The following is a 25,233-nucleotide window of genomic DNA, read 5'->3' on the forward strand; positions in this document are numbered from 1 at the left end:
AAGGATCCTAACGCATTGACAAGATTGCAGCCCGCCTGGACTGCCCCAAAGGAACACCCGATGTCATCGAGCCTGCCCGCCGAGCTGATCCGCAAGGAGATCGCCGCCCTGCCGACCTATAACGCCGGTCTGGCGATGGACCGCTTCCGCGAAATCTATGGGCTCGACTGTCTGGCCAAGCTCGACAGCAACGAAAGCCCGCTTGGTGCCTCGCCCGCCGCGATTGCGGCGATGCAGGCGCAGGCCCCGGGCATCGCGCGCTATCCCGATGCCGGGAACGCCGCGCTGCGCGCGCAGATCGCCGAGTCCTGCGACACCACGCCCGCCAAGGTGATCATCGGCAACGGTTCAGAAGACCTGATCGGCGCGCTGTTCCGCGCCACCCTGCGGGACGGCGATCACGTGGTGACCATCTGCCCGAGCTTCGGGCTGCATGAATTCGGCGCGCTGGCCTGCGGGGCGCGCGTTACCAAGGTGCCGTTCGCGGCAGATTGGCGCTTTCCGCTTTCGGGGCTTCGCGACGCGATGAAGGAACCGACCCGCATCCTGATCTTTGCCTCGCCGAGCAACCCTGCCGGTCCGGCGATCTGCGAAAAAGATTTCCGCGCGCTGCTCGATTTCACCCCCCAAGACACGTTCATCGCCTTTGACGAGGCCTATCTGGAATATGTTGCGCAGGAGCAGCGCTTTGACGCGATGGCGATCCTTGCCCGAAGCGGCCATGCCTGGATCGTGCTGCGCACCTTTTCCAAGGCCTATGGGCTGGCGGGAATCCGCGTCGGCTATGGCATCGCTTCGGACGAAGAACTGATCAAGGCGCTGATGAAGACCCGCAACCCCTTTGGCGTCAACGCGCTGGCGGTGGCGGCGGCGCGCGAGGCCTTTGACGATCGGGCGCATCTGGCCGAGGTGATCGCGCTGGCCGCATCCGAGCGCCAGCGCGTCGGCACGGCCTTGCGAAAAATGGGCTATGACTGCGCCCCGAGCCAGACCAATTTCATCTTCTTCGACACCGGCGCCCTGGCAGTGGATTTTGCCGAAGCCTTGCGCGGCAAGGGCATTCTGATCAAAGCGTGGCTGGAAGAACCGTTCGGCCATTGGGCGCGGGTCACCATTGGCACACCAGCCGAGAATGACGCCTTCCTTGCCGCCGTGCCTGAGCGCGAGAGCTGAGGCACTGACCGGCGCCTCCCTGCCGGTCACCTCACGGCTGCATGATGCTGCTGGGCAATCTCCATCAGCGCCGTGCGAAACGCGGGCGCACTGCCCGAGGCGGGCGGGAACAGCGCGATGATGTCCTGGGTGAGCGGGCGGCCTGACAGCGCCAGATAGCGCAGGGACGCGCCGTCCTCGCTCAGCTCATGGGCGGGCCTGGTAGTCAGGATCGAGACGCCCTCGCCATTGGCCACCAATGCGCGCACCATCCCGGCCGAACGCACCTCATGCACGACACGCGGCTGCAGCCCCTCGGCGGCGAAGAGGCCAAGGAAATAGTCGCGGCTGAGCGGCAGGCCGATCAGGATGAACCGCTCCTGCGCCAACTCGGCTAGGCTCACCTGCGACGCGGCGGCCAGCGGGTGATCCTGCGCCACCAGCGCCTGCGGAGTCAGCCGGGCGAGGATCTCGACATCGTCGGGGCGCGCATCGAGGCTCTGCACGTCATAGAGGATCGCCCCGTCGAGCGATCCGCGCGCCACGCCCTGACGCAGGCTGTTGAGATCGCCCTCCACCAGCGACAGCGCCACCTCCGGATGATGCCGACGAAACCGCGCCACCAGCGCCGCGACATGGCGCGGCCCGAGTGTCGCCAGATAACCGAGCACATAGCGCGCGCCCAGGGTCTGCGCATCGCCGCTCAGCCGCTCTGCCTGCCCCAGCAGGCGCTCGGCCTCACTCAGCCGCGCGCGGCCCTCGCTGGTCAGCTGCAACCCCTGCGAGGGCTGGCGCACGAACAGCCGCACGCCCCAGAGCCCCTCAAGATCCGAAACCGCCCGGCTTACCGCCGACTGCGAGACGTTAAGCCGTTCCGCCGCCCCCTTGGTGCCGCCCGCCCGCGCCACGCCGACGAAATATTCGAGCTGGCGAAAGGTGAAACGCAGCATTTTTCTCATACTCCAGAATGCGAAGACGGCATTTGTCGCGCGCGGCCATCGGCGGCTATGCCTCGGGAAACGCCATCACATTCTGTCACGAGCAGCAAGGAAAGCCCATGACCCAGAGCCTCACCGGAATCCGCGTGATCGATTTCACCCGCGTCCTCGCCGGACCGTTCTGCAGCGCGCTGCTGGCCGATCTCGGTGCCGAGGTGATCAAGGTGGAGCCGCCCCAGGGCGACGATTACCGCGCCATCGGCCCGATGAAGGACGGTGAATCCGCATTGTTCAACGTGATGAACCGTTCCAAGCAGAGCGTCGTGCTCGACCTTAAGACCGACGAGGGCCGCGCGCTGGCGCAGGAGCTGGCGGCGGGGGCCGATGTGGTGCTGGAGAATTTCCGTCCCGGCGTCGCCGAGCGGCTCGGCATCGGTTATCAGACCCTGTCGGCGCGCAATGAGCAACTGATCTATGTCTCGATCTCCGGTTTCGGGCAAAGCGGACCGCTGGCGGATCGCCCGGCCTATGACATCATCCTGCAGGCGATGAGCGGACTGATGGAGGCCACCGGCGAACCCGATGGCGCACCGACGCTGGTGGGCGAGGCGGTGTCGGACATGGTGGCGGGCATCTTTGCATCCTGGGGCACGCTGGCGGCGCTTCTGGGCCGGGAGCGCGGCGGCAAGGGGCAGCATCTGGATGTGGCGATGTTCAACGCGACGCTATCCTTCCTTGCGACCTCCGTCTCGCGCTTCCTGTTCACTGGCGAACCGGCCAAGCGTGTCGGCAACCGGCATCCGCTGTCGGCGCCCTTCGGCGTCTATGAGGCAGGCGAGGGATATTTCGCGGTGGCAGTGCTCAATTCCAAGCTCTTCGCCGCCTTCGCCGAGGCCATCGAGCGCCCTGCCCTTGCGGATGATCCGCGCTTTGCCAGCGACGAGGCCCGCTCGACCAATGAACCCGCCCTGCGCGCCGAGATCGAGGCCTGGGCCAGCAACATGTCCGCCGAACAGGCGATCGAGAAGATCGCCGCCGCCCATGTGCCGGTCGCGCCGATCAGCAGCATCGCCGATGCGCTCAACAGCGAGCACGCCGCCGCCCGCCGGGTGCTGATGCCGAGCCCGGACGCGCCGGTATCCTCATTGCCGGTGCAGCCGGTTCTGTTCTCCGGTGAAGAACAACCCGCGCCGCGCCGTGCGCCGAAGCTCGGCGAGCATACCGGCGACGTACTGACCCGATTGCTCGGCCATTCCGCCGAAAAGATTGCCGAGCTGCGCGCCCTTGGCGCCCTCGGCTGAACCAGAGACAGGAAGGACAGATCATGCGTCTTGGAACAACCGAAGAAGACATCGCCGTCGCCGACATGGTGGCGCGTTTCGCCCCCGAACAGCTCGGCCCGAAGGCCGCCGAGCTGGACGAGAGCGAGGCGAGCTGCACCTGCCACCTGCCCGGCCTGGCCGAGCTCGGAGTGATGGGCATGAACCTTCCCGAGGCCTGGGGCGGCCCCGGGGTGAGCCCGGTGGCGATGATCCTGTCGCTGGTCGAGATCGCCAAGCATTGCGCCTCGACCGCCTCGATGATCGGCGCGCAATATCTGGCAACCGATTCAATCCTGATCGGCGGCGATGACGCGCAGCGCGCGCGCTGGCTGCCCGATGCGGCGGCGGGCAGGACCCTCGGCGGTTTCGCCCTGACCGAGCCGCGCGGCGGCTCCAACCCGGCCGACATCACCACCAAAGCGGTGCGCGAGGGCGAGGGCTACCGGATCACCGGGGCCAAGCAATTCATCTCCAACGCCGGGGAAGCGGATTTCCTCGTGGTCTATGCCAAGACCGATCCGGACGCCGGGCACCGGGGCATTTCCGCCTTCGTGGTCGAGACGAAACAGGGCGGCGTAACGGTGGACAAGCCCGAGAAGCTGATGGGGATCCGCGCCGCTCATGCCTTTGCGGTGACGCTCGATGTCTGGGTGCCGCTGGACAGTCGGCTCGGGGAAGAAGGCACCGGCTTCAAGACCGCGATGAAGGTGCTCGACAACAGCCGTCTGGATGTCGCGGGCACCTGCCTCGGTCTCAGCGAGGCAGCCTTTGCCGCCGCCGCCGAACATATGGGCGCGCGGCAGGTCGGCGGTCATCCGATCGGGGATTTTCAGGGTCTGCAATTCATGCTGGCCGACATGAAGCTCCGGCTCGAGGCAAGCTGGGGGCTGACCATGCAGGCGCTGGCCAACCGCATGGCCGGGGAACGCTATACGCTCGAGGCCTCGCTGGCCAAGCTGCATGCCTCTGAGACAGCGGCCTTCGTCACCGACCGGGCGCTGCAGATCCATGGCGGCTATGGCTTCACCCGTGAATTGCCGCTGGAACGCTACGCGCGCGATGCCCGGATCATGCGGATCTACGAAGGCTCCTCGGAGATCCAGCGCAGCATCATCGCGCGCCAGGCGATGCGCTGAGACGAAACGGGCGGGCGCCATGTCGGCGCCCGCTGTGCTCAGGCGATCCTGCGCGCTTCGAAAACCGAGGGACGCAGGCTGCGGCAGGACGGGCATTTCAGCGCCGCGCTGGCCGGGATCGGCTCGTAGCAGCGGCGGCAGGTCACCCGGATCGCCGGGGTGACGCGCTGGATGGCGCTGCGGCAATGCGGGCAACGCAGCGCGGCGGCGCGCGGCAGGCGGGACCGGCAGGACGAACAGATGTTGGGACGCAGGGCGACGTTCATGGGAACACTCCGGATAGGTCAGACAGGTTGAGGGCGCTTATGCGCGTGACCCGGACGGAGCGGCGGCGTTTCAGCGCCTGATCGAGCTCCGGCCGGGCGGCACATGGGCCTCGCGCAGACCCGATCTCGTTTCTGTCATGGATAGACCTCCATCATTGCGCCGACGGTTCCCGGAATTCCCCGCGACCATCGACGTTGCAATTCACTCCCGACGCGTCTCGCGCAGGACCTAGCGGCGGATTGCCGCCGCTTCCTCGACCTTGAGAACCACCATGGTGATCACGTCGCCATCCGCCCGCAGCAGCGGCGCGCGCTGCAGGGGGCGCATACCGATCAGCGTCGCGCCGAGCAGCGAGGCAAGCGGGATGTCGGCGGCGCTGCAGGGCCCGGCGCCCAGCACGCCGCTGCGCGCCCCGCTCCCGGCGAGCATATAGGTGACCCGGCGCCCCGTCGTGACTAGATCGTCAGGCACCGCCCCCGGCAGGATCTCGGCCTGTGCCAGCTTGCGGGCGAGCAGATGGGCAAGCAGCAGCTCGCTGCTGATGACCGAATTCTCGAGCCGCTCGAGCTGCGCGGTGATCAGGCGCCGGTCGGCGGCGCTCAGCGATATGCGTGCGCTTTGCTTATGCGTCGGAACTGGGCGGGGCATGGTAAGGAGGGTCGGATCGGTGGAATTCTGCAGGCTGGCCATTTGTCTCTCCGGGCGCGTCACGCGCCATTTGCTCATTTCAGGGAAGTGAGGAAGAGCCCCGGGGGAGGTGCCAACGCCGCTGCGCTGCACCGCCCGGGGTCAACGGCGGTTCAGGAGGAGATATCGCGTGCTGTCTATCCGGTTCAACATGACCTGAAGCTAGGAACCCCCCTTCGGAGAGTCAATCGCGCGGGGTGCGCATGCGGCCCAATGTCGCCATTGCGACACGTTTTCCGGCAATTGTTCGCAGCGGCGCTCAGGTCAGGAAGAAGAGCACGCTCATCACCGCGCCGACGGCGATCACGAAGAGCCGCAAATAATAGGTGTTGGTGATCCTGCGGCTGTAATGCGCGCCGATGAAACCGCCCAGGGCAGAGGCCAGCGCCAGCGGCAGCGCCGCCTGCCAGGCGATCAGCCCGGCCACCACGAAAGTCACCGCCGAGACCAGCGACAGCAGCGCCGAGAGAACGTTTTTCAACCCGTTCATGTTGTGCAGATCGACATAGCCGAGCAGCCCGAAAGCGGCGAGCAGCATGATCCCGAGCCCGCCGTTGAAATAGCCGCCGTAGATCGACACCGCGAGGATCACCAGCGCCGAGAGCAAGGGTCCGGCATCGGGCAGCCCCTTCTTGCGGATCATCGCGATGAACGCCGGGCCAAGTGCAAAGAGCGCCGTGGCCAGGACCAGCAGCCAGGGCACCAGTCCGCTGAACACCGTGTCGGAGGTGACGAGCAGCAGCCCGGCCCCGGCGAGACTGCCGAGGGCCGCCATCTGCATGACCGCGCGCAGGCCCAGCCGTCCCTCGGCGCGCAGGTCATGGCGGAAGGCCCAACCGCTGCCGACATAGCCGGGCAGCGCGCTCAGCGTTGCCGTCGCATTGGCCGCGACCGGCGGCACACCGACATAGATCAGCGCGGGCAGCGACAGGAAGGTGCCGCCCCCGGCCACCGCGTTGAGCGCTCCGGCGGCAAAACCGGCGGTGCAGAGCAGCAAGATTTCCCAGATCACGATCGACCTCCTCAAAGATAGGCTTGCGCCCTGTTGCATCAGGGCTGATTGGTCTGCAAATTGGTCTGAATATGAAAGCTGTGTCCGGATGAAGATCGACGAGGCCCATTGCCGTCTGAACGACGCCCTGCCCCGGCTGGCCCCCGCCCTCTCGGACCGCCTGCCGCCCGAACGGACGCTGGCCCGCGAGATCGGCTGCAGCCGCGCCACCCTGCGTGCCGCGCTCGACCGGCTGGAGCAGGCGGGCGAGATATGGCGGCATGTCGGGCAAGGCACCTTCCGCGGTCCGCGCCCGCGTCATCTGCCGCTGCGCGAGGCGCTGCGCATCGAGGGCGCGACGCCGGGCGATCTCATGCAGGCGCGGCTGTCTTTCGAGCCGTCGATCGCGGCATTGGCGGCGCGCAATGCCGGGACGGAGGATCTGCGCTATCTGCAGACCAAGGTCGAGGCAGGACGGCGCGCCGGGGATCGCCGGGCCTGCGAACAGGCCGACGACGCCTTTCACCGCGCCATTGCCCAGGTCGGCGGCAATCCGGTGATGATCGGCGTGATGGAATACCTTTCCGGCGCACGGCGGCGCATGGCCTGGCAGCGGCAATGGGATCAGGCCTATCGCCGTCTCGCGGTGGACGAGTTCCAGACCCTCCACAGCGATCAGCACGCCGAGATCGTCGCGGCCATTGCAGCGCATGCGCCGGAGGCCGCAGCGGCGCGGATGCGAGATCACCTCCAGGCCATCGCGCGCGCCATGGGCGTCGGTGCGCCAGCGGCGTGCGAAGGTCTTTAAAAGGGCGCGCAATCGGTTTAGTGCAGACATAATCAATCTGGAGAAATCACTTGCGCATCATCAGAATGTCGGAGCTCGTCGAGATACCGTGGAAGAACGGCGGCGGCATCACCCGCAATATTGCAGCGGACATGCAGGGCGATCGGGTGTCCTGGCGGCTCAGCATGGCCGATGTGAGCGTCGAGGGGCCGTTCTCGGAGTTTGCCGGGCTGACCCGCGTGCTGACCGTGATCGAGGGCACCGGCATGGTGCTCGAAACGCCCGAGGGCGCTCTGGCCGCGGATTATGCGCAGCCGGTGACCTTTGACGGGGCCACGCCGGTCAATGCACGGCTCACCGCGGGGCCACTGCGCGATTTCAACCTGATGTATGACACGCAAGGCTGGCAGGGCGAGGTGACGGTGCTTCACGGACCGGGCGAGAGAGAAAGTGCCGGTGCCGATCTGCTGGTCCTGCATTGCATCGCCGGACAGGTGGGGTTGCCCGGTGGCGAGACCCTTGGCAAAGGGGACACGGCAATCCTCGAAGATGCCCCGACCCAGGCCAGGCTGGATCAGGGCGATATCATGTTGCGCATTGCGCTGCAGCGGCGCGGTCAGACCGAGGCAAGCAATTCTGCGATGGCGCCGCGATAGGCGGTGGTGATCCGCTCACGCTCGACGTGACGGCCATCCTTCACCGCGTGACGCCCGGCGGACCACAGATCCGTCACAACGTGATCCTTGGCGGCAAAGACCAGCCCGTCGAGGATCTGCGCGCGCGACAGCGCACATAGGGCCGGATCATTGCTGTCGATCGCCACGAGATCGGCAAGCCTGCCTTCGGCAATCTCGCCCGCATTGCGGCCAAGTGCCTGCGCACCGCCCTGCGCCGCACCCTTGTAGAGCGTCTCGCCCACCGAGCCCTCACTGACGACCAGCACATTGCGCGCCAGATCGCGCAGACGTTGCGAATATTCCAGCGTGCGCAGCTCTTCGGTCAGCGAGATGTTGATGTTGCTGTCCGAGCCGACCCCAAAGGCGCCGCCCGCCTCCAGATAGCACGGCCCGTTGAACGGCCCGTCGCCGAGGTTTGCCTCGGTAATCGGGCAGAGCCCCGCAACCGCACCGGTGGCGGCCATGGCGCGGGTTTCATCATCGGTCATGTGGGTCGCGTGGATCAGGCACCAGTCGCGGTTCACCTCGGCATTGGCAAGCAGCCAGTCAACCGGACGCGCGCCCAGCCAGGCCTCGATGTCCTGCACCTCCTTGGGCTGTTCGGAGATATGGATATGCACCGGCCCGCCCCCGTGCTGCGCCAGGGCCGTCTGCAGATCCTCCGGCGACGTTGCGCGCAGCGAATGCGGCGCGATCCCGACCCGCGCATCGCCGGGCAGGTCCTGCAACCCGGCGCGCGCCGTCTCCACCAGTCGAGCGAAGCGCGCCACGTCATTGCCAAAGCGCAGCTGGCCCTCGTTCAGCGCCAGCTTGCCCGCGCCGCCATAGGTATAGAGCACCGGCAGATGGGTCAGGCCGATACCGGTGCCTGCGGCGGCGGCGAAGATGCGCTCTGACAATTCGGCGAGGTTGTCATAGGCCGCGCCGCCCTTCTGGTGATGCACATAGTGGAATTCGCCCACCGCGGCATAGCCCGCCTCCTGCATCTCCATGAAGACCAGCGCCGCGATCGCCTCGATCTGCTCGGGCGTCAGCTGGTCCATGAAGCGATACATCAGTTCGCGCCAGGTCCAGAACGAATCGCGCCCGGCCTTGCGCACTTCGGTCATCCCGGCCATCGCGCGCTGGAAGGCATGGCTGTGCAGGTTCCCGAGCGCGGGCAGCAGCGTATCGACGCGGGTGTCCTGAGCGTCTGCGGCCTGATTGGTTTCGATTTTCTCGATCGCGCCGTCCCTGACGGACAGGCGGACGTCCTGAGCCCAGCCGGAGGCGAGCAAAGCGTGTTTGGCGTGAATCACCGACAAATTCCCATGCTTAACGTTTTTATGTCTAGACATATTTCATGAAACCAATTTAGAAGAAAGACGAATCTTGGGAAAGGTGCATCGAAATGGCGAAAACCGAAGAATTGCTCACCGATCTGCGCGCTGCCACGCTGGCCGACGGGAACGTGCCCTACGGGATGATCGAGGATGCCGCGATTGCCCTGCGCGACGGGCGGATCGCCTGGGTCGGCGCGGCGGCGGAGCTGCCGGAAGAATACCGGGGCTTCGAGAAAACCGCGCTCGGCGGACGACTGGTCACGCCGGGGCTGATCGATTGTCACTCCCATATCGTGCATGGTGGTGACCGGGCGGTAGAATTCGAGATGCGACTCAACGGGGCGAGCTATGAAGAGGTGGCGCGCGCCGGGGGCGGCATCGTCTCCACCGTCACCGCGACCCGTCAGGCCGACGAGGCCGAGCTGCTGGAAGATGCACTCAAGCGCGTCGATGTGCTGATTGCCGAAGGCGTCACCACGTTGGAGATCAAATCGGGCTATGGGCTCGACGTGGAAACCGAATTGCGGATGCTGCGGGTGGCGCGGCGCATCGGCGAAGTGCGCCCGATCCGCGTGCGCACCAGCTTCCTCGGCGCCCATGCCACCCCGGCGGAATACAAGGACCGCGATGACGCCTATATCGACCAGGTCTGCATCCCCGCCCTGCGGGCCGCCCATGCGGAGGGGCTTGTCGATGCGGTGGACGGGTTCTGCGAGGGCATCGCCTTCTCGACCGCTCAGATCGCGCGTGTCTTTTACGTGGCCAAGGAACTCGGCCTGCCGGTAAAACTTCACGCCGAACAGCTCTCCAACCTCGGTGGGGCCAAGCTGGCGGCGAGCTATGGTGCGTTGTCGGCCGATCACATCGAATATCTCGACGAGCCGGGGGTCGAGGCGATGGCCGCGGCCGGTACCGTCGCGGTGATCCTGCCCGGCGCTTTCTATACCCTGCGCGAAACTCAGGCGCCGCCGATCGCGGCGCTGCGCGAACACGGCGTGCCGATGGCGCTGGCCACTGACGTGAACCCCGGTTCCTCGCCGCTGACTTCGCTGCTGCTGACCATGAACATGGGCTGCACCCTGTTCCGCATGACCCCGGAAGAGGCATTGCGCGGCGTCACCCAGCACGCGGCCCGTGCCCTCGGCCTGACGGATCAGGGCAGGATCGCCCCCGGGCAGGTCGCCGATCTGGCGGTCTGGGACGTCAAACACCCTGCCGAGCTGGCCTACCGCATCGGCTTCAACCCCCTGCACAAACGTATCTTCGGAGCATCGACATGAGCGTACTTACCCTGACCCCCGGTGCCGTCACCCTTGCCGATCTGGCGCGGATTTACTGGGACGATGCCGCCGTCAAGCTCGATCCCTCCTGTCACGGTGCGATCGAGGAAGCCCAGGCGCGGATTGATGCCGCAGCCAATGGCAATGCCGCCGTTTATGGCGTCAACACGGGCTTTGGCAAGCTTGCCTCGGTCAAGATCGAGGCCAAGGATACCGCGACGCTGCAGCGCAACCTGATCCTGTCCCATTGCTGCGGCGTCGGCGCCCCGATCGCGCGGCGCCATGCCCGGCTGATGATGGCGCTGAAGCTGCTCAGCCTCGGGCGCGGCGCCTCCGGCGTGCGGCTTGAGCTGGTGGCGCTGATCGAAGGAATGCTCGAAAGAGGCGTGACCCCGCTGATCCCGGTGCAGGGTTCCGTCGGCGCCTCGGGCGATCTGGCGCCGCTGGCGCATATGGCCGCGGTGATGATGGGCCATGCCGAGGCTGAGTTCGAAGGCGAGGTGCTGCCCGGCGCCGAGGCCCTGAAGCGCGCCGGTCTGACCCCGGTGGTGCTGGGCGCCAAGGAAGGTCTGGCGCTGATCAACGGCACCCAATTCTCCACCGCCTTCGCCCTGTCCGGCCTGTTCGGCACCTGGCGCGCAATGCAGAACGCGCTGGTCACCTCGGCCCTCTCCACCGACGCGATCATGGGCTCTACCGCACCGCTGCAACCGGAGATTCATGCTCTGCGCGGCCATGCCGGGCAGATCGACGCCGCCGCCACCATGCGCGCCCTGCTCGACGGGTCGCAGATCCGCGAAAGCCATCGCGAAGATGACGCGCGCGTGCAGGACCCCTATTGCATCCGCTGCCAGCCGCAGGTCACCGGCGCCGCGATGGACGTGCTGCGCCAGGCTGCCCGCACGCTCGAGATCGAGGCCAATGCCGCCACCGACAACCCGCTGGTGCTGGTCGGTGCCGACCTGATCGTCTCGGGCGGCAATTTCCACGCCGAGCCGGTCGGCTTTGCCGCCGACATGATCGCGCTGGCCGCCGCCGAGATCGGCGCCATCGCGCAGCGCCGCATCGCGCTGATCGTGGACCCGGTGCTGAGCCATGACCTGCCGCCCTTCCTGACCCCGAACCCGGGGCTCAATTCGGGCTACATGATCGCCGAAGTGACCACCGCGGCGCTGATGAGCGAGAACAAGCATCTCGCCAACCCCTGCGTTACCGACAGCACCCCGACCTCGGCCAACCAGGAAGACCACGTCAGCATGGCCGCCCATGGCGCCGTGCGTCTGGGCCGGATGATCGAGAACCTCAACCGCATCCTCGGCGTCGAACTGCTCTGCGCCGCGCAGGGTATCGATTTCCGCGCCCCGCTGACTACTTCCGAACCGCTGAGCCGCGTGATGGGTGAACTGCGCGACAGCGTCGAGACCCTCGGCGATGACCGCTACCTCGCTCCCGATCTCGAGACAGCGGCAAAGCTGATCGAGAGCGGTGCCATGGTCACCGCGGCGGGCGTTGCCATGCCGGAGCTCTGCGCATGAACCCGGTAGAGATCAACCGCGGGGACAGCCCCATCGTGCTCGGCCTGCCCCATACCGGCACCCATGTACCGGAGGATATCGCCGCAAAGCTCAACACCCGCGGCAAGGGACTCGATGACACCGACTGGCATATCCACCGGCTCTATGAGGGGTTGCTGCCCGGTGCCACCAGCGTGCGCGCCACGTTTCACCGCTACGTGGTGGATGCCAACCGCGACCCTTCGGGCGTCAGCCTCTATCCGGGGCAGAACACCACCGGCCTCGTGCCGCTGACAGATTTCGACGGTGAAGAGATCTGGGACGACGCGCCCGACGCCGACGAGATCGAAGCCCGGCGGCTGGCGTTCCACGCCCCCTATCACGCGGCGCTGCAGGCCGAGCTTGAGCGGGTGCGCGATATTCACGGCGTGGCGATCCTCTATGATTGCCACTCGATCCGCAGCGAGATCGCGTTTCTGTTTGACGGCGTCCTGCCCGATTTCAGCATCGGCACCAACCTCGGCACCACCTGCGATCCGCGCATCGAAACGGTGACGCAGCAGATCTGCGCCGAGGCGGAAGGCTATACCCACGTGCTCAACGGTCGCTTCAAGGGTGGTTGGACCACCCGGCACTACGGCCAGCCGCAGACCGGCATCCACGCCATCCAGATGGAACTGGCCCAATCCACCTACCTGAGCGCCGAGGCGGCGCCCTGGAGCTACGACACCGGCAAGGCCGCACGCCTGCGCCCCCACCTCTCCGAAATCCTGACCCAACTGGCCGATCTGGCCCCGCAGCTGAAAGGCACATCATGAGCGATCCCCGCAAGAACACCCGCGACATCTTCCCCGCGACCGGTACAGAGATCACCGCGAAGAGCTGGCTGACCGAAGCGCCGATGCGCATGCTGATGAACAACCTGCACCCCGACGTGGCCGAAAACCCGCATGAGCTGGTGGTCTATGGCGGCATCGGCCGCGCCGCGCGGACCTGGAAGGATTTCGACAAGATCGTCGAGAGCCTGAAAGAGCTTGAGGAAGACCAGACCCTGCTGGTGCAATCGGGCAAGCCCGTCGGCGTGTTCCAGACTCACAAGGATGCGCCGCGCGTGCTGATCGCCAATTCCAACCTGGTGCCGCATTGGGCCAATTGGGACCATTTCAACGAGCTCGATAAGAAGGGCCTGGCCATGTATGGCCAGATGACCGCGGGCTCCTGGATCTACATCGGCAGCCAGGGCATCGTGCAGGGCACCTACGAGACCTTCGTCGAAGCGGGCCGCCAGCATTACGACGGCGACCTCAAGGGCAAATGGATCCTCACCGGCGGTCTTGGCGGCATGGGCGGTGCCCAGCCCCTCGCGGCGGTGATGGCGGGTGCCTGCTGCCTCGCGGTCGAATGCAACCCCGACAGCATCGACTTCCGCCTGCGCACCAAATACGTCGATGAAAAGGCCGAGACGCTGGACGAGGCCCTCGAGATGATCGAACGCTGGACCGCCGCCGGTGAGGCGAAATCCGTCGCGCTCCTCGGGAATGCCGCCGATGTCTTCCCCGAACTGGTCAAGCGCATGAACGACGGCGGCATCCGCCCCGATATCGTCACCGACCAGACCTCCGCCCATGACCCGATCAACGGCTACCTGCCGCAGGGCTGGACCATGGCGCAGTGGAAGGAAAAGCGCGAGAGCGATCCGAAATCGGTCGAGAAAGCCGCCCGCGCCTCGATGCGCACCCATGTCGCCGCGATGGTCGATTTCCACGAAGCGGGCGTGCCGACCGTGGATTACGGCAACAACATCCGCCAGGTGGCGCTGGAGGAAGGGCTCGACAATGCCTTCGCCTTCCCCGGCTTCGTCCCGGCCTATATCCGCCCGCTGTTCTGCCGCGGCATCGGCCCGTTCCGCTGGGCGGCACTTTCGGGTGATCCGGAGGATATCTACAAGACCGACGCCAAGGTGAAGGAGATCCTCTCCGAGGACGCGCATCTGCACAATTGGCTCGACATGGCCCGCGAGCGGATCTCCTTCCAGGGCCTGCCGGCGCGGATCTGCTGGGTCGGCCTCGGCGTGCGCCACAAGCTCGGCCTCGCGTTCAACGAGATGGTACGCAACGGTGAGCTGAAAGCCCCGATCGTGATCGGCCGCGACCACCTCGATTCCGGCTCCGTCGCCTCGCCGAACCGCGAGACCGAAGCGATGATGGACGGTTCCGACGCGGTCTCCGACTGGCCGCTGCTCAACGCGCTGCTCAACACCGCCTCGGGCGCCACATGGGTGTCGCTGCATCACGGCGGCGGCGTCGGCATGGGCTTCTCGCAGCATTCCGGCATGGTGATCTGCTGTGACGGCAGCGAAGACGCCGACCGCCGCATCGCGCGGGTGCTCTGGAACGACCCGGCCACCGGCGTGATGCGCCACGCCGATGCGGGCTATGACATCGCCAAGGATTGCGCCCGGGAAAACGGCCTCGACCTGCCCGGCATCCTCGACTGACAAGGCAAGGGGGACCGGCCTGCCCGGCCCCCCTTCCCCCGTCGGCGCAAAGACAAGCACCGGCCCCCTTCACCCTTTCGCAAATACTCAAATTCCCCGACCGGAGCGCGCAAAATGCATTGCGTGTCCCGAGCCGCCTGCGCCAAAGTCTTCTTGGCAAATTTGAAGCTGTTTCAAATCCTATCGCAGTTCTGCCCGCCGCCCATGCGGTTACCCTTACCCAAGGTCAATCAGGGAAGGGATATGAATTATGACCACGAGACGCTGGATCATGAAGGCCACGCTGGCAACGCTGGCTTTCGCCCCGACATTTGCCGCAGCCGCCGACGACCCGCTGCGGGTCTCCATGCTGCTGGCCGGGCAGATCGACGACAAGGGTTTCATGGAAGCGGGCTATAACGGGCTGATGGCGATCGAGGAGCAGCTCGGCGCCGAGGTCTCCTATATCGACGGCGTCGCGCCCGAGCCCGACCAGCTTGCCGTGGCGCTGCGCAAGCTGGCGGCGGAAGGGCCGGACATGGTGATCGCCCATGGCGGGCAGAACAACGCTGCGGCCGAGATCGTGGCGGCGGAATTTCCCGAGGTGAAATTCACCGTCGTGCAGGGCGCCGTCACCGGACCGAACCTGGCAAGCTACGAAGTGTTGCAGGAAGAAAGCGCCTGGCTTGCCGGGGCGGCGGCGGGTCTGCTGACCGAGAGCGGCGTGGTGGGCCATATCTCCGGCATCCGCGTCACGCCTGGGCTGAAGGGCCGCGGGGGGTTCTTCAACGGTTTGCAACATACCAATCCGGATGCCGAGTTCCTGACCATCTTTGCCGGCGATCAGGACGACAACGAGCTTTCCTATCGCGTCGCCTCCGAGCAGATCGACAAGGGCGCGGATATCGTCTTCACCATGCTCAACGCCGGGCGCACGGGCGCGATCGATGCGATGCGCGAAAAGGGGGCGCGCCAGATCGGCAATGTGCGCGACTGGACCGCTGACGACCCGGAGGTCTTCGTCGCCTCGGCCATCGCCAATGTCAGCATCGCCGGGCTGCAGGCGGCGCGGGATCTGAAGCAAGGCAAATGGCAGGGCGGCCAGATCGTGCAGATCGGCCTCGACAATCCCGATGCCGTGTCGCTCAGCCTGTCGTCGGACGTTCCCCAAGAGGTGCGCGCGAAGGTCGATGCCCTGCGCGAACAGATCATCGGCGGCGGGATCGAGGTCTCCACCGAGTATGACGGGCCGGAAATGCAGCCCTGAAGCAGGCCCGGCGCGGTTCCGGCCGTCCTGCCGGGCGTCGCGCCAACACCGCACGCCGCCCCCGGCGGCGCGCGTCTCCCTGCTGCGAAATGCCCCTCACCTTTGCGGCAACGCGCAGGCGCTTGCCCGCTGTCATATTGACCGACTCGGGCGCCTGCAGCTAAACTGCAGCATGTCCCGAGATCTTTCGCGGAGATGAGGCGCCATGCACCCTGAACTGGAAATCCGTCGTCGGCTGGTGTTCCATGCCAGCCAGACCTATGCCCGCAGCGATGCCGAATGGCACAAGGGGCTGGAACATGCCGCGGAAATGGTGCCCGATGTGGCCGGTCACGGCTATTGGCAGATCGGCAACCCGGGATCCGAGATCCGCAGGCTCTATGAACGGCGCGCCGCGGCGCTGAGCCGTTTCGATGCCGCCCGCCAGAAATTGCAGGTGGCCAAGGACAGGCTGCATGAGCGCGATGTCGCGGCCCATCCCTTCGGCCCCGCCCGGCTGACCCATCACGACAACCTGCTCTGACAGGGGCTCCGACCGGCCCGCGCTGTCAGCGCGTCAATATTGCGTCGTCAGCCGATGTCCGCGCCGGAAGGTCAGCCGCACGAAGGTGATGGCGCGGTTTTCCCACCATGTCGAGCGTTCGATCTGGAACAGCGCGTCGTTCCGCTCGCAGCCGAGATATTCCGCCAGCGTCGCGTCGGCCTGCACCGCCAGGAAGCTGATCTCGGCGTCCGAGAAAGGCACTTCGCTGACCAGCCATTCGTTGGGCCCGCTCTGGGTGAAATCGGCCTTGGCCGCCTTGGGCAGCATTTCCAGATTCACCCAGCGGTCCTCGAATTGATAGGGTGACCCATCGGCGTAATGCATGCAGATGAGATGCAGCGCCGCTTCGCCCTCCTTCAGCCTGAGCCGGGCGCGCAGCCAGTCCGGCGCCACCTGCTGCTCGGAACGCACCAGCGTGTAGCGATAGACCGCGCCCTGATCCTCGATCTCCTGACGCACCAGCGGAATCCCGAACCGCGCCTGGCGCACCGGGGCCATGCGCACCCGGGTGCCGGCCTTGCGGCGCCTTTCGATGATCCCGTCCTCGGCCAGCTCGCGCATCGCCCGGTTGACCGTGGCGCGGGCGCAATCATAGGTCTCCGCCAATTCGACCTCGTTGGGCATCAGGCTGCCCGGTTTCCAGACCCCCTGAATGATCTTGTTCAGGATGTCGGCCTTGACCTCCCGGAAAGTGGTGCTCATGGCTGGCGTCCAGAAGCGATCGCCCGAGGGCCGGAAAGAAGCAGGCTGATCTGTTGCAGATGCAATCGGTGATGGGTCATGGCGCTTCCTGTTCGGCTTTGGCGGGCGTGGATATAACTATAGACATAACGCTAAATATCCAGACAAAATAGCCCGCAGCCCCTCTCCAATGTCGTCCGTCGCTGCCCGGTGACAGCGGTGTGGCGGGTTTTGCCAAGATTGCGATGAACCTTTCATGGTCTCGCGGGGTTGGGTATCATTGCCCTATCACTTCCCGGAGACTGCCGTTGGACGACCTGCCCTCAATTCGCCGTTCGTTGCAGTTCCTTGTAATGATCGCCCTTTTCGTCACGGCCTATTTCGCCAAGGATTTCGTACTGCCGATCCTGCTCGGGTTCCTGCTCGCGCTGACCCTTTCGCCGGTCTCGCGCGCTCTGCACCGCGCCGGCGTGCCGCATGTCGCCTCCGCCTTCCTTCTGGTCAGCGCCACGGCCCTGGTGATCATGATCATCATCGGCGCTTCCGCCGGGACCGTGGCCTTGTGGAGCGACGAGATCCCGCGCATGGGCGCGGAGATACAACAGAAGCTGCGTTCGATGGCCGATACGGTCGAGAATGTCCGCGCCGTCACGAGCGAGGTCGAGAAGATCAGCGGCGAGGCATCTGCCGCGCAGGAAGTCGTGGTCAAGCAGCCGAGCCTGCTCGACAATGCTTTCGACACGATCACCACCGTCGGCGCGACATTGGCGGTGACGCTGATCCTGGCGCTGTTCCTGCTGTCCTCGGGGCAGCTCTTCTATCTCAAGCTGGTACAGGCGTTTCCGACATTCGAAGGCAAAAAACGCGCGCTGACCACCGTCTATGATGTCGAGAAACGGGTGTCGCGCTATCTGCTGACGATCACCATAATCAATGCCGCGCTCGGCTTCTGCGTCGGTGTCTATCTGACGCTGATCGGCATGCCCTCGGGCTATGTCTGGGGGATCGCGGCGTTCCTGCTGAACTTCCTGCCCTATCTTGGCGGTTTCATCGGCTCGGCGCTGGTCGGTGCCTTCGCCGTGGTGCATTTCGACACGCTCGGCTATGCGCTGCTGGCGCCGCTGGGCTATCAGGTGCTGACCGGGGTCGAGGGGCAGCTCGTCACGCCCTATCTGGTCGGGCGGCGGCTGGCCATGAACACGGTTGCGGTATTCCTCACCGTCGTGTTCTGGGGATGGCTCTGGGGCATTGCCGGGGCGCTGGTTGCCGTACCTTTTCTCGTGGTCTTCAAGGTCATCTGCGAGAACTTTGAGCCGCTCAAGACCATCGGCATCTTCCTGTCTGGCGAGGAAGTCGTCATCGAGGAAGAACGCGAAAACGGTAGTGAAAAGACCGAGAAGACGTCGCGCGATACTTCCGGGGAAAGACCGAAGGAAGCCGCGAAGGAAACCGCCTGATCACCCGGCCAGCGACGGCAGCCAGAGCACGATGGACGGAAACGCAACCAGCAGCGCGATGGTGATCGCATCCGCGATGAAGAAGGGCATGACCCCGCGAAACACGTCCTGCACCGAAAGATCCGGCCGCACCCCGGCCACGACGAAACAATTGAGCCCGATGGGCGGGGTGATCAGGCAGAATTCGGCCATTTTCACCACCAGGATCCCAAACCAGATCGCGCACATCGGGCCGGACATGCCGAAGGTACTCTCGGCAGCGGAAACGAACTCGCCACCGTTCAGCGCCATCACCGCGGGATAGACCACCGGCAGCGTCAGCAGGAGCATGCCGATGGCGTCCATGAACATGCCGAGCACCGCATAGGCCAGCAGGATGCAGATCAGGATCAGCATCGGCGAGACGGCGAGCGAGGAAATCCAGTCGGCGAAGGCGCCGGGCAGATCGGCGAAGCCGAGGAAGCGCACATAGATCAGCACGCCCCAGATGATCGTGAAGATCATCACGGTGAGCTTGGCGGTCTCCAGCAGCGCATCCTTGAGCTCGGGCCATCGCATGCCACGGATCAGCGCCATGCAGAACACGATGAAGGCACCGACGGCGCCGCCCTCGGTCGGCGTGCCCCAGGCATCGCCAAAGGGATTGTAGACGAAGAAGATGATGATCACGACCACCGCGACGATCGGCAGCGCCGCAGGCAGCGCGGCGAAGCGCTGTCCCCAGGTGAAGCCGCGCACCGGGGGGCCGACGTTCTTCCAGATCATCGCGATGCCGACGATGAGCAGCCCGTAGATCAGCGCAGAGAAAGCGCCGGGGATGAATCCGGCCAGCAGCAGCTTGCCGACATCCTGCTCGACGATGATGGCATAGATCACCAATATCGCCGAAGGCGGGATCAGCGAGGCCAGCGTGCCGCCCGCAGCGACCACCCCGGCGGCGAATTGCTTGTTGTAGCCGATCTTCAGCATTTCCGGGATCGCGATCCGCGCGAACACCGCCGCCGTGGCGACCGAAGCGCCGGAAACGGCGGCAAATCCGGCGGTCGCAAAGACGGTAGAGACCGCAAGCCCGCCCGGCACCCAGGCGAACCAGCGTTTGGCCGCCTCGAACAGCGCCCGGGTCAGCCCGGCGTAATAGGCAAGGAATCCGATCAGGATAAAGGTGGGGATCAGGCTCAGCGTCTGGCTGGAAACCTTGGAATGGGGCACCTGCCCGGCGGTCTTGATCGCCACGGTAAGCGCCCAGCCTAACTGGTCCCATTCCATGCCGCGCTTGGCCCAGAAGATCCAGATCAGCCCGACCAGCCCGGCCATGCCCGCTGCGAAGGCCACGCGCATCCCGAGCACCACCATCAGCAGCATGCCGCCCGAGACCCAGAGTCCGATCTCAATCGGGTCCATCATTCGCGCCCTTCCAGATGCTCGGCCTCGGCCATAGCCTGTTGCGCCGCCGATTGCACCAGCGGCACAGCGACGGGATGTTCGAGCCCCAGCACCAGCGCCCTGCCATAGCCCCAGATCTGCAGCAGCAGCCGCAGAGCCATGACCGAGAAGGCCAGCGGCACGACCAGTTTCGACGGCCAGATCGGCAGGCCGATGTCGATGGAGGAATCGCGGCTCCACATCGGCACGGAGAAATCGAAGGAGCGGTCGAAATGCGCCCAGGAGCCCCAGATCAGCGCCAGCATCAACGCCAGGATCAGCACCACCGACAGCAGCTCGGCCGCCCAGAGCGCGCGGCCCCTCAGCTGACCGATCAGGATGTCCATGCGTACATGTCCGCCCTGACGCTGGGTATAGGCGATGCCCATGATCGCGATGAAGGGCATCGCCGCCTCGATCCAGTCGACATAGCCCGCCAGCGGCGAGGAGAAGAACTTGCGCCCTCCGACCGACCAGACCGCCAGCACCATCAGCAGGAACACGGCGATGCCCGAGATCATCGCGAAGAACGTCTCGAGCCGCAGCAATACCCGGTCGAGACGGCTGAGCAGGCTGTCATCGGTAAGCACGGCGGAAGATCCGGCCATCAGGGCTCCTTTCGGGAATGGGTCGGGCCGCGCGCATGATCCGGCGCGACCCGCAAGCGCGGCCCTTCGCGCCTAGTTGCCGGCGCGATGCTTCTCGAGCGTCTCCTGCACCAGATCATAGAGCTCCTGACCCGGTATGCCCTGCGCTTCCATGTCCTTGATCCAGGATTCGCGCGCCGGATCGGCGGCCTTGGCCTTGAAGGCCTCGATGGTCTCGGGGCTGTACTCGACCTTCTGCACGCTCTTCTCTTCGAGGATCGTGTCCCATTTCTTCAGCAGCTCGGCATAATTGGCGAGGTAATGGTCGATCGCCTCCTCGACGGAGGAATCCAGCGCCTCCTTCTCCTCCGGGCTCAGCGCCTCATAGGCATCGGTATTGACCACGACGGGGCAGTTCACCGTCCCGGGGTTGAGATTTGCGGTCCACCAATCGGCCTTGTTGATGGTGCCGAAGCTCAGATGCGCGTGCTGGGCAAAGGCGACGGTATCGACCACGCCGGATTCCATCGCGTTATAGGCCTCCGTCGCGGTCACCGAGGTCGGCACCGCGCCGACCGCCTCGAAGGCCTCTCCGAGCCCGCCGGTGGCGCGCACCCGCATGCCTTCGAAATCGCCGAGCTCCTGGCGCGGTTCGCCGGTGCCGACGAGGTTGTATTGCGGCATCGGCGAGGTCATCAGCATCCGCGCGTTCCACTGCGCCATTTCTTCCTGCACCGCGGGATGGTCATAGACCGCCCTGCTCACCGCGACTTCCTCGTCAAGGTTGCTGACCCCCAGGAAGGGCAGTTCCAGCACCGTGATCGCGCGGTTCTTGTCCGGGTGATAACCGGCACAGAACTGCGCCATCTCGAATGCGCCGATCGAGATCCCGTCGAGATTCTCGCGGTTCTTCGACAGGCCGCCATAGCTGATGTTCATGGTGAATTCGCCGTCGGTCTTCTCGCTGACCAGCTCGGCAAGCTTTTCGATATGTTCGGTGAAGGCGCGGCGCTTGCCCCAAACCGAGACATTCCATTCAGTGGCCGCGGCCTCGCTGACAAAGGCGAGGCTCAGGGCAGCCAAGGCTGCGCCGCTCAACATTTTATTCATGACTTTCTCCCTGTTTGCGCGCCTTCAGGCACGCTTGGTTTCAGGCTAGCGCGGGGATTCTCACCTGCCAAGCCTTTCCGCAGGGGCAGCGCCGGAGCGGTGCCGGGCCGAGTGACCTTGACAGAAAGGCACTTGCAATAACTACGAAAACACGTTGGATTTGCCGCGAGTTTACATCTATTCCGGAGCGACAGTAAAAATTTTACATCGAAACCGTTTGATATCCGTTGTTTATTCCCTTCTTTTCAGATCGCGTTATGATCGCAAGTGAGGGGGAAACGCGGGAGCGGACGAGGTCCGTTCCTGCTCCAGTGCAGAGCAATACCCGGGAGGAACCGATCATGTCCGATGCATCCAGCAAGACCTATCCGCCGTCCGCCGACATGGCCGCGAACGCCCATGTCTCGGCCGAGAAATACGAAGAGATGTATGCCGCCTCAATCGCCGATCCCGAAGGTTTCTGGCGCCGGGAGGCGCAGCGGATCGACTGGATCAAGCCGTTCAGCGAGGTGAAGGACATTGATTTCACCCTGGGTCAGGTCAAGATCAACTGGTTTGCCGACGGCGCGCTCAATGTCTCGGCCAATTGCATCGACCGCCATCTCGACAAGCGCGGCGATCAGACCGCGATCATCTGGGAGCCGGACAATCCGGACGAGGGAGCGCGGCACATCTCCTACCGCGAGTTGCATGACGAGACCTGTCGCATGGCCAACATCCTGCGCGATCTCGGTGTCGCCAAGGGCGACCGGGTGGTGATCTACATGCCGATGATCCCGGAGGCCGCCTATGCGATGCTGGCCTGCGCGCGGATCGGGGCGATCCATTCGATCGTTTTCGCCGGCTTCTCGCCCGATGCGCTGGCCGCCCGGGTCAACGGCTGCGAGGCCAAGGTGGTCGTCACCGCCGATTTCGCCCCGCGCGGCGGCAAGGCGACCCCGCTCAAGGCCAATGCCGACAAGGCGCTGGCGCAATGCGATGCCTCGGTGCAATGTCTGGTGGTGCGCCGTACCGGCGATGACGTCGCCTGGGACGACAGCCGCGACCGCGATTACAACGTTCTTGCCAAGGATGCCGCGACCAGCTGTGATCCCGTGACGATGAATGCCGAAGATCCGCTGTTCATTCTCTATACCTCCGGCTCCACCGGCCAGCCCAAGGGCGTGGTGCACAGTTCGGGCGGCTATCTCGTCTATGCGGCGATGACCCATGAGATCACCTTCGATTACCATGATGGCGACATCTACTGGTGTACCGCCGATGTCGGCTGGGTGACGGGGCACAGCTATATCGTCTATGGTCCGCTGGCCAACGGCGCCACCACGCTGATGTTCGAGGGTGTGCCGACCTACCCGGATGCCAGCCGGTTCTGGCAGGTCTGCGAGAAACACAAGGTCAACCAGTTCTACACCGCCCCCACCGCGATCCGCGCGCTGATGGGCCAGGGCGATCACTTCGTCGAGACATGCGATCTCAGCAGCCTCAAACTGCTCGGCACGGTCGGCGAGCCGATCAATCCCGAGGCCTGGAACTGGTATCACGAGGTCGTCGGCAAGGGGAATTGCCCGGTGGTCGATACCTGGTGGCAGACCGAGACCGGCGGTCACATGATGACCCCCCTGCCCGGAGCCCATGCGATGAAGCCCGGCGCGGCGATGAAACCTTTCTTCGGCGTGCAGCCGCTGGTGCTCGACCCGACGAGCGGCGCGGAGATCGAGGGCAATCCGGCAGACGGGGTTCTCTGCATCGGGGAAAGCTGGCCCGGGCAGATGCGCACGATCTGGGGCGATCACGCGCGTTTCGAGAAGACCTATTTCTCCGATTACGAAGGCTATTATTTCACCGGAGACGGCTGCAAGCGCGACGGTGATGGCGATTACTGGATCACCGGACGGGTCGATGACGTGATCAATGTCTCGGGCCACCGCATGGGAACGGCGGAGGTCGAGAGCGCGCTTGTCGCCCATGACAAGGTCGCCGAAGCGGCAGTCGTCGGCTATCCCCACGACATCAAGGGTCAGGGGATCTATTGCTACGTCACGCTGATGAGCGGCGAGGAACCGAGCGAGGAGCTGCGCAAGGAGCTGCGCGACTGGGTCCGTAACGAGATCGGTCCGATCGCCTCGCCCGATCTGATCCAATGGGCACCGGGCCTGCCCAAGACCCGCTCGGGCAAGATCATGCGCCGTATCCTGCGCAAGATCGCCGAGGATGATTACGGCACGCTGGGAGATACGTCAACGCTGGCGGATCCTTCGGTGGTGGATGACCTGATCGGCAACCGGATGAACAAATAGGTTTCATCTGCCTTCGGAACGAGAAAGGGGCGCCCGAAAGGACGCCCCTCATTCGTCTGCGATGCTTAGGTTCAGCCCTCGACGCGCTGCAGGTTGATCTCACCCACGCCAACGGCAAAGTTCACGCCGGTCTGGGTGTTCACGCTCAGCGGCTGCAAGGCCAGTGTATTTTCCGAACCGCCGGTCATCAGGTTCGCCCCGGCGCCCACGCCGACGGTCGCCTCGGCGGAGAGGCCCTTGTAGCTGCCGTTCAGCCCGCCCTCTTCATACTCAGACTCGGTCGGCGCTAAGACGAGCCAGGACATCTGGCCGTTCTGTGTCTTGCCGATATCGACGCCCCAGCGGTTGATCTCGCCGACATAGGTCTCGTCGGGAAGGCCTTCCTCGACCGGGTTGAAGGTGCAGGTCAGTTCACGAGTCGAGCCGAAGATGAAACCGGTGCCATCGCCCACGTCGCAGCTCAGCGAGCCGATTTCGGTGTGATCGACGGTTTCACCGTCACCAACTGCCATTGCTGCGCTGCCGAACACTGTTCCGGCCATCAGGGTGGCTGCGGTCAGGGTAATCTTGGTATTGCGTTTCGTCATGTCATTCACTTTCCGGCGTCACAGGTCGACGCGCTTGTCACAATCATTCATTGATATCGTCTGCAGGGACAACGGCTGGAGGCGCTCGGGGTTCCAGTCGTTGTCCGAGACCCGGCGGAACGCCGCCCGCAGGCAAGCATGCCGCAAAAACAGGGAGATCCCCGCGTCGGTGCTGGACAAAAGCGGGCGAGCGTGGCACCGCTCCTGCCATGTCTGGTCGTATGCAATCCTTCGTTCCCGATCCCGACGCCGCCGACGAGCTGCGCCGCGCCTTCGGGCGTTTCGGCACCGGCGTCACGGTCATCACCGTGCAGTCGCCGCAGGGGCCTCTCGGGATGACGGCGAATTCCTTCTCCTCGGTCTCGCTCGATCCGCCGCTGGTGCTGTGGTCTCCCGCGACCCGCTCCAAACGGCACGATGCCTTCGCGACGGCCGCACAATTCTGCGTGCATGTGCTGCGCGCCGACCAGCTCGACCTTGCCAATCATTTCGCCAGTGACGGGCTGAACTTCGACCGCTTCGCCTGGACCCCGGGCCCCAATGGCGCGCCGACGCTGACGCAGTGTCTGGCGAGCTTTCATTGTGACACCTACGCGGTGCATCCGGCGGGCGACCATTCGTTGATCCTCGGTCATGTGCGGCACGCCGCGGTGCAGGACGGCGACGCGCCGGGGCTGATGTTCGACCGTGGCCGCTACGGGACCTTCGCGCCCGAGGATTGAACGGTAAGCC

24 protein-coding genes are annotated in these 25,233 nt (G+C 65.1%); 14 read left to right on the top strand and 10 right to left on the bottom strand.

Annotated features, from left to right (window positions below; all coding sequences use genetic code 11):
• Positions 1-60: 60 nt before the first annotated feature.
• Positions 61-1,173, top strand: coding sequence for a histidinol-phosphate transaminase (gene hisC, locus ACFSUD_RS04960; RefSeq protein ID WP_386372060.1), 1,113 nt, complete (start codon positions 61-63; stop codon positions 1,171-1,173).
• A 26-nt stretch (positions 1,174-1,199) separates the two neighbouring features.
• Here the strand turns inward: hisC and ACFSUD_RS04965 are convergent, their stop codons facing one another.
• The gene (locus ACFSUD_RS04965) at positions 1,200-2,102 is read right to left on the bottom strand and encodes a LysR family transcriptional regulator (RefSeq protein ID WP_386372062.1); all 903 of its coding nucleotides are present in this window, start codon (positions 2,100-2,102) and stop codon (positions 1,200-1,202) included.
• Positions 2,103-2,209: 107 nt separating this feature from the next.
• Here ACFSUD_RS04965 and ACFSUD_RS04970 point away from each other — a divergent pair, with 107 nt between their 5' ends.
• Positions 2,210-3,391, top strand: a complete 1,182-nt coding sequence (locus ACFSUD_RS04970; protein ID WP_386372064.1) for a CaiB/BaiF CoA transferase family protein — start codon at positions 2,210-2,212, stop codon at positions 3,389-3,391.
• A 23-nt stretch (positions 3,392-3,414) separates the two neighbouring features.
• Positions 3,415-4,548, top strand: coding sequence for an acyl-CoA dehydrogenase family protein (locus tag ACFSUD_RS04975; RefSeq protein ID WP_386372065.1), 1,134 nt, complete (start codon positions 3,415-3,417; stop codon positions 4,546-4,548).
• A gap of 38 nt (positions 4,549-4,586) precedes the next feature.
• Here the strand turns inward: ACFSUD_RS04975 and ACFSUD_RS04980 are convergent, their stop codons facing one another.
• The 3 genes from ACFSUD_RS04980 to ACFSUD_RS04990 all read right to left on the bottom strand — a co-directional run bounded on the left by ACFSUD_RS04980 (position 4,587) and on the right by ACFSUD_RS04990 (position 6,511).
• Positions 4,587-4,814: a hypothetical protein gene (locus ACFSUD_RS04980; RefSeq protein WP_386372067.1), complete on the bottom strand. Its 228-nt coding sequence runs from the start codon at positions 4,812-4,814 to the stop codon at positions 4,587-4,589.
• Between the two features lie 229 nt (positions 4,815-5,043).
• Positions 5,044-5,505: a hypothetical protein gene (locus ACFSUD_RS04985; RefSeq protein WP_386372069.1), complete on the bottom strand. Its 462-nt coding sequence runs from the start codon at positions 5,503-5,505 to the stop codon at positions 5,044-5,046.
• 256 nt (positions 5,506-5,761) lie between these two features.
• On the bottom strand, positions 5,762-6,511 hold the full coding sequence (locus ACFSUD_RS04990) for a sulfite exporter TauE/SafE family protein (protein WP_386372577.1): 750 nt from the start codon (positions 6,509-6,511) through the stop codon (positions 5,762-5,764).
• A 91-nt stretch (positions 6,512-6,602) separates the two neighbouring features.
• Here ACFSUD_RS04990 and ACFSUD_RS04995 point away from each other — a divergent pair, with 91 nt between their 5' ends.
• On the top strand, positions 6,603-7,301 hold the full coding sequence (locus tag ACFSUD_RS04995) for a FadR/GntR family transcriptional regulator (protein WP_386372071.1): 699 nt from the start codon (positions 6,603-6,605) through the stop codon (positions 7,299-7,301).
• A 50-nt stretch (positions 7,302-7,351) separates the two neighbouring features.
• Entirely contained in the window at positions 7,352-7,936 is a 585-nt protein-coding gene (locus ACFSUD_RS05000; RefSeq protein ID WP_386372072.1) for a HutD/Ves family protein, read from the top strand.
• Here the strand turns inward: ACFSUD_RS05000 and ACFSUD_RS05005 are convergent.
• On the bottom strand, positions 7,897-9,261 hold the full coding sequence (locus tag ACFSUD_RS05005) for a formimidoylglutamate deiminase (RefSeq protein WP_386372074.1): 1,365 nt from the start codon (positions 9,259-9,261) through the stop codon (positions 7,897-7,899). The two genes, ACFSUD_RS05000 and ACFSUD_RS05005, sit on opposite strands and share 40 nt — an antisense overlap.
• Before the next feature lie 86 nt (positions 9,262-9,347).
• On the opposite strand from ACFSUD_RS05005, the gene hutI reads away from it, so the two are divergent.
• From hutI to ACFSUD_RS05035, 6 genes are all read left to right on the top strand, one after another.
• The gene (gene hutI / locus ACFSUD_RS05010; RefSeq protein ID WP_386372076.1) at positions 9,348-10,559 is read left to right on the top strand and encodes an imidazolonepropionase; all 1,212 of its coding nucleotides are present in this window, start codon (positions 9,348-9,350) and stop codon (positions 10,557-10,559) included.
• On the top strand, positions 10,556-12,094 hold the full coding sequence (hutH, locus tag ACFSUD_RS05015) for a histidine ammonia-lyase (RefSeq protein WP_386372078.1): 1,539 nt from the start codon (positions 10,556-10,558) through the stop codon (positions 12,092-12,094). The genes hutI and hutH overlap by 4 nt, the downstream gene beginning before the upstream one ends.
• Positions 12,091-12,891: an N-formylglutamate deformylase gene (hutG, locus tag ACFSUD_RS05020; protein ID WP_386372080.1), complete on the top strand. Its 801-nt coding sequence runs from the start codon at positions 12,091-12,093 to the stop codon at positions 12,889-12,891. Before hutH ends, hutG begins: the two co-directional genes overlap by 4 nt.
• Positions 12,888-14,570 (top strand): urocanate hydratase, encoded by a 1,683-nt coding sequence (gene hutU, locus ACFSUD_RS05025; protein WP_386372082.1) that lies wholly within the window; start codon positions 12,888-12,890, stop codon positions 14,568-14,570. The genes hutG and hutU overlap by 4 nt, the downstream gene beginning before the upstream one ends.
• 250 nt (positions 14,571-14,820) lie before the next feature.
• On the top strand, positions 14,821-15,816 hold the full coding sequence (locus tag ACFSUD_RS05030) for a BMP family protein (protein ID WP_386372083.1): 996 nt from the start codon (positions 14,821-14,823) through the stop codon (positions 15,814-15,816).
• A 205-nt stretch (positions 15,817-16,021) separates the two neighbouring features.
• On the top strand, positions 16,022-16,339 hold the full coding sequence (locus ACFSUD_RS05035) for a hypothetical protein (protein WP_386372085.1): 318 nt from the start codon (positions 16,022-16,024) through the stop codon (positions 16,337-16,339).
• A gap of 33 nt (positions 16,340-16,372) precedes the next feature.
• Here the strand turns inward: ACFSUD_RS05035 and ACFSUD_RS05040 are convergent, their stop codons facing one another.
• Positions 16,373-17,062, bottom strand: coding sequence for a UTRA domain-containing protein (locus ACFSUD_RS05040; protein WP_386372087.1), 690 nt, complete (start codon positions 17,060-17,062; stop codon positions 16,373-16,375).
• Positions 17,063-17,349: 287 nt separating this feature from the next.
• On the opposite strand from ACFSUD_RS05040, the gene ACFSUD_RS05045 reads away from it, so the two are divergent.
• Positions 17,350-18,498: an AI-2E family transporter gene (locus ACFSUD_RS05045; protein WP_386372089.1), complete on the top strand. Its 1,149-nt coding sequence runs from the start codon at positions 17,350-17,352 to the stop codon at positions 18,496-18,498.
• On the opposite strand, the gene ACFSUD_RS05050 is transcribed toward ACFSUD_RS05045, so the two are convergent.
• From ACFSUD_RS05050 to ACFSUD_RS05060, 3 genes are all read right to left on the bottom strand, one after another.
• The gene (locus ACFSUD_RS05050; protein ID WP_386372579.1) at positions 18,499-19,899 is read right to left on the bottom strand and encodes a TRAP transporter large permease; all 1,401 of its coding nucleotides are present in this window, start codon (positions 19,897-19,899) and stop codon (positions 18,499-18,501) included.
• Positions 19,899-20,528 (bottom strand): TRAP transporter small permease subunit, encoded by a 630-nt coding sequence (locus ACFSUD_RS05055; RefSeq protein WP_386372091.1) that lies wholly within the window; start codon positions 20,526-20,528, stop codon positions 19,899-19,901. The genes ACFSUD_RS05050 and ACFSUD_RS05055 overlap by 1 nt, the downstream gene beginning before the upstream one ends.
• A 72-nt stretch (positions 20,529-20,600) precedes the next feature.
• Positions 20,601-21,617 (bottom strand): C4-dicarboxylate TRAP transporter substrate-binding protein, encoded by a 1,017-nt coding sequence (locus ACFSUD_RS05060; protein ID WP_386372093.1) that lies wholly within the window; start codon positions 21,615-21,617, stop codon positions 20,601-20,603.
• 341 nt (positions 21,618-21,958) lie between these two features.
• On the opposite strand from ACFSUD_RS05060, the gene acs reads away from it, so the two are divergent.
• Positions 21,959-23,914, top strand: coding sequence for an acetate--CoA ligase (gene acs, locus ACFSUD_RS05065; protein WP_386372095.1), 1,956 nt, complete (start codon positions 21,959-21,961; stop codon positions 23,912-23,914).
• A 71-nt stretch (positions 23,915-23,985) separates the two neighbouring features.
• Here the strand turns inward: acs and ACFSUD_RS05070 are convergent, their stop codons facing one another.
• A complete protein-coding gene (locus tag ACFSUD_RS05070) occupies positions 23,986-24,501 on the bottom strand; it encodes a DUF992 domain-containing protein (RefSeq protein WP_386372097.1) in 516 nt (171 codons plus the stop codon).
• A gap of 209 nt (positions 24,502-24,710) precedes the next feature.
• On the opposite strand from ACFSUD_RS05070, the gene ACFSUD_RS05075 reads away from it, so the two are divergent.
• On the top strand, positions 24,711-25,223 hold the full coding sequence (locus tag ACFSUD_RS05075) for a flavin reductase family protein (protein WP_386372099.1): 513 nt from the start codon (positions 24,711-24,713) through the stop codon (positions 25,221-25,223).
• Positions 25,224-25,233: the final 10 nt, after the last annotated feature.

This window comes from Sulfitobacter aestuarii (genome assembly GCF_042685005.1).
GTDB classification, from domain to species: domain Bacteria; phylum Pseudomonadota; class Alphaproteobacteria; order Rhodobacterales; family Rhodobacteraceae; genus Sulfitobacter; species Sulfitobacter aestuarii.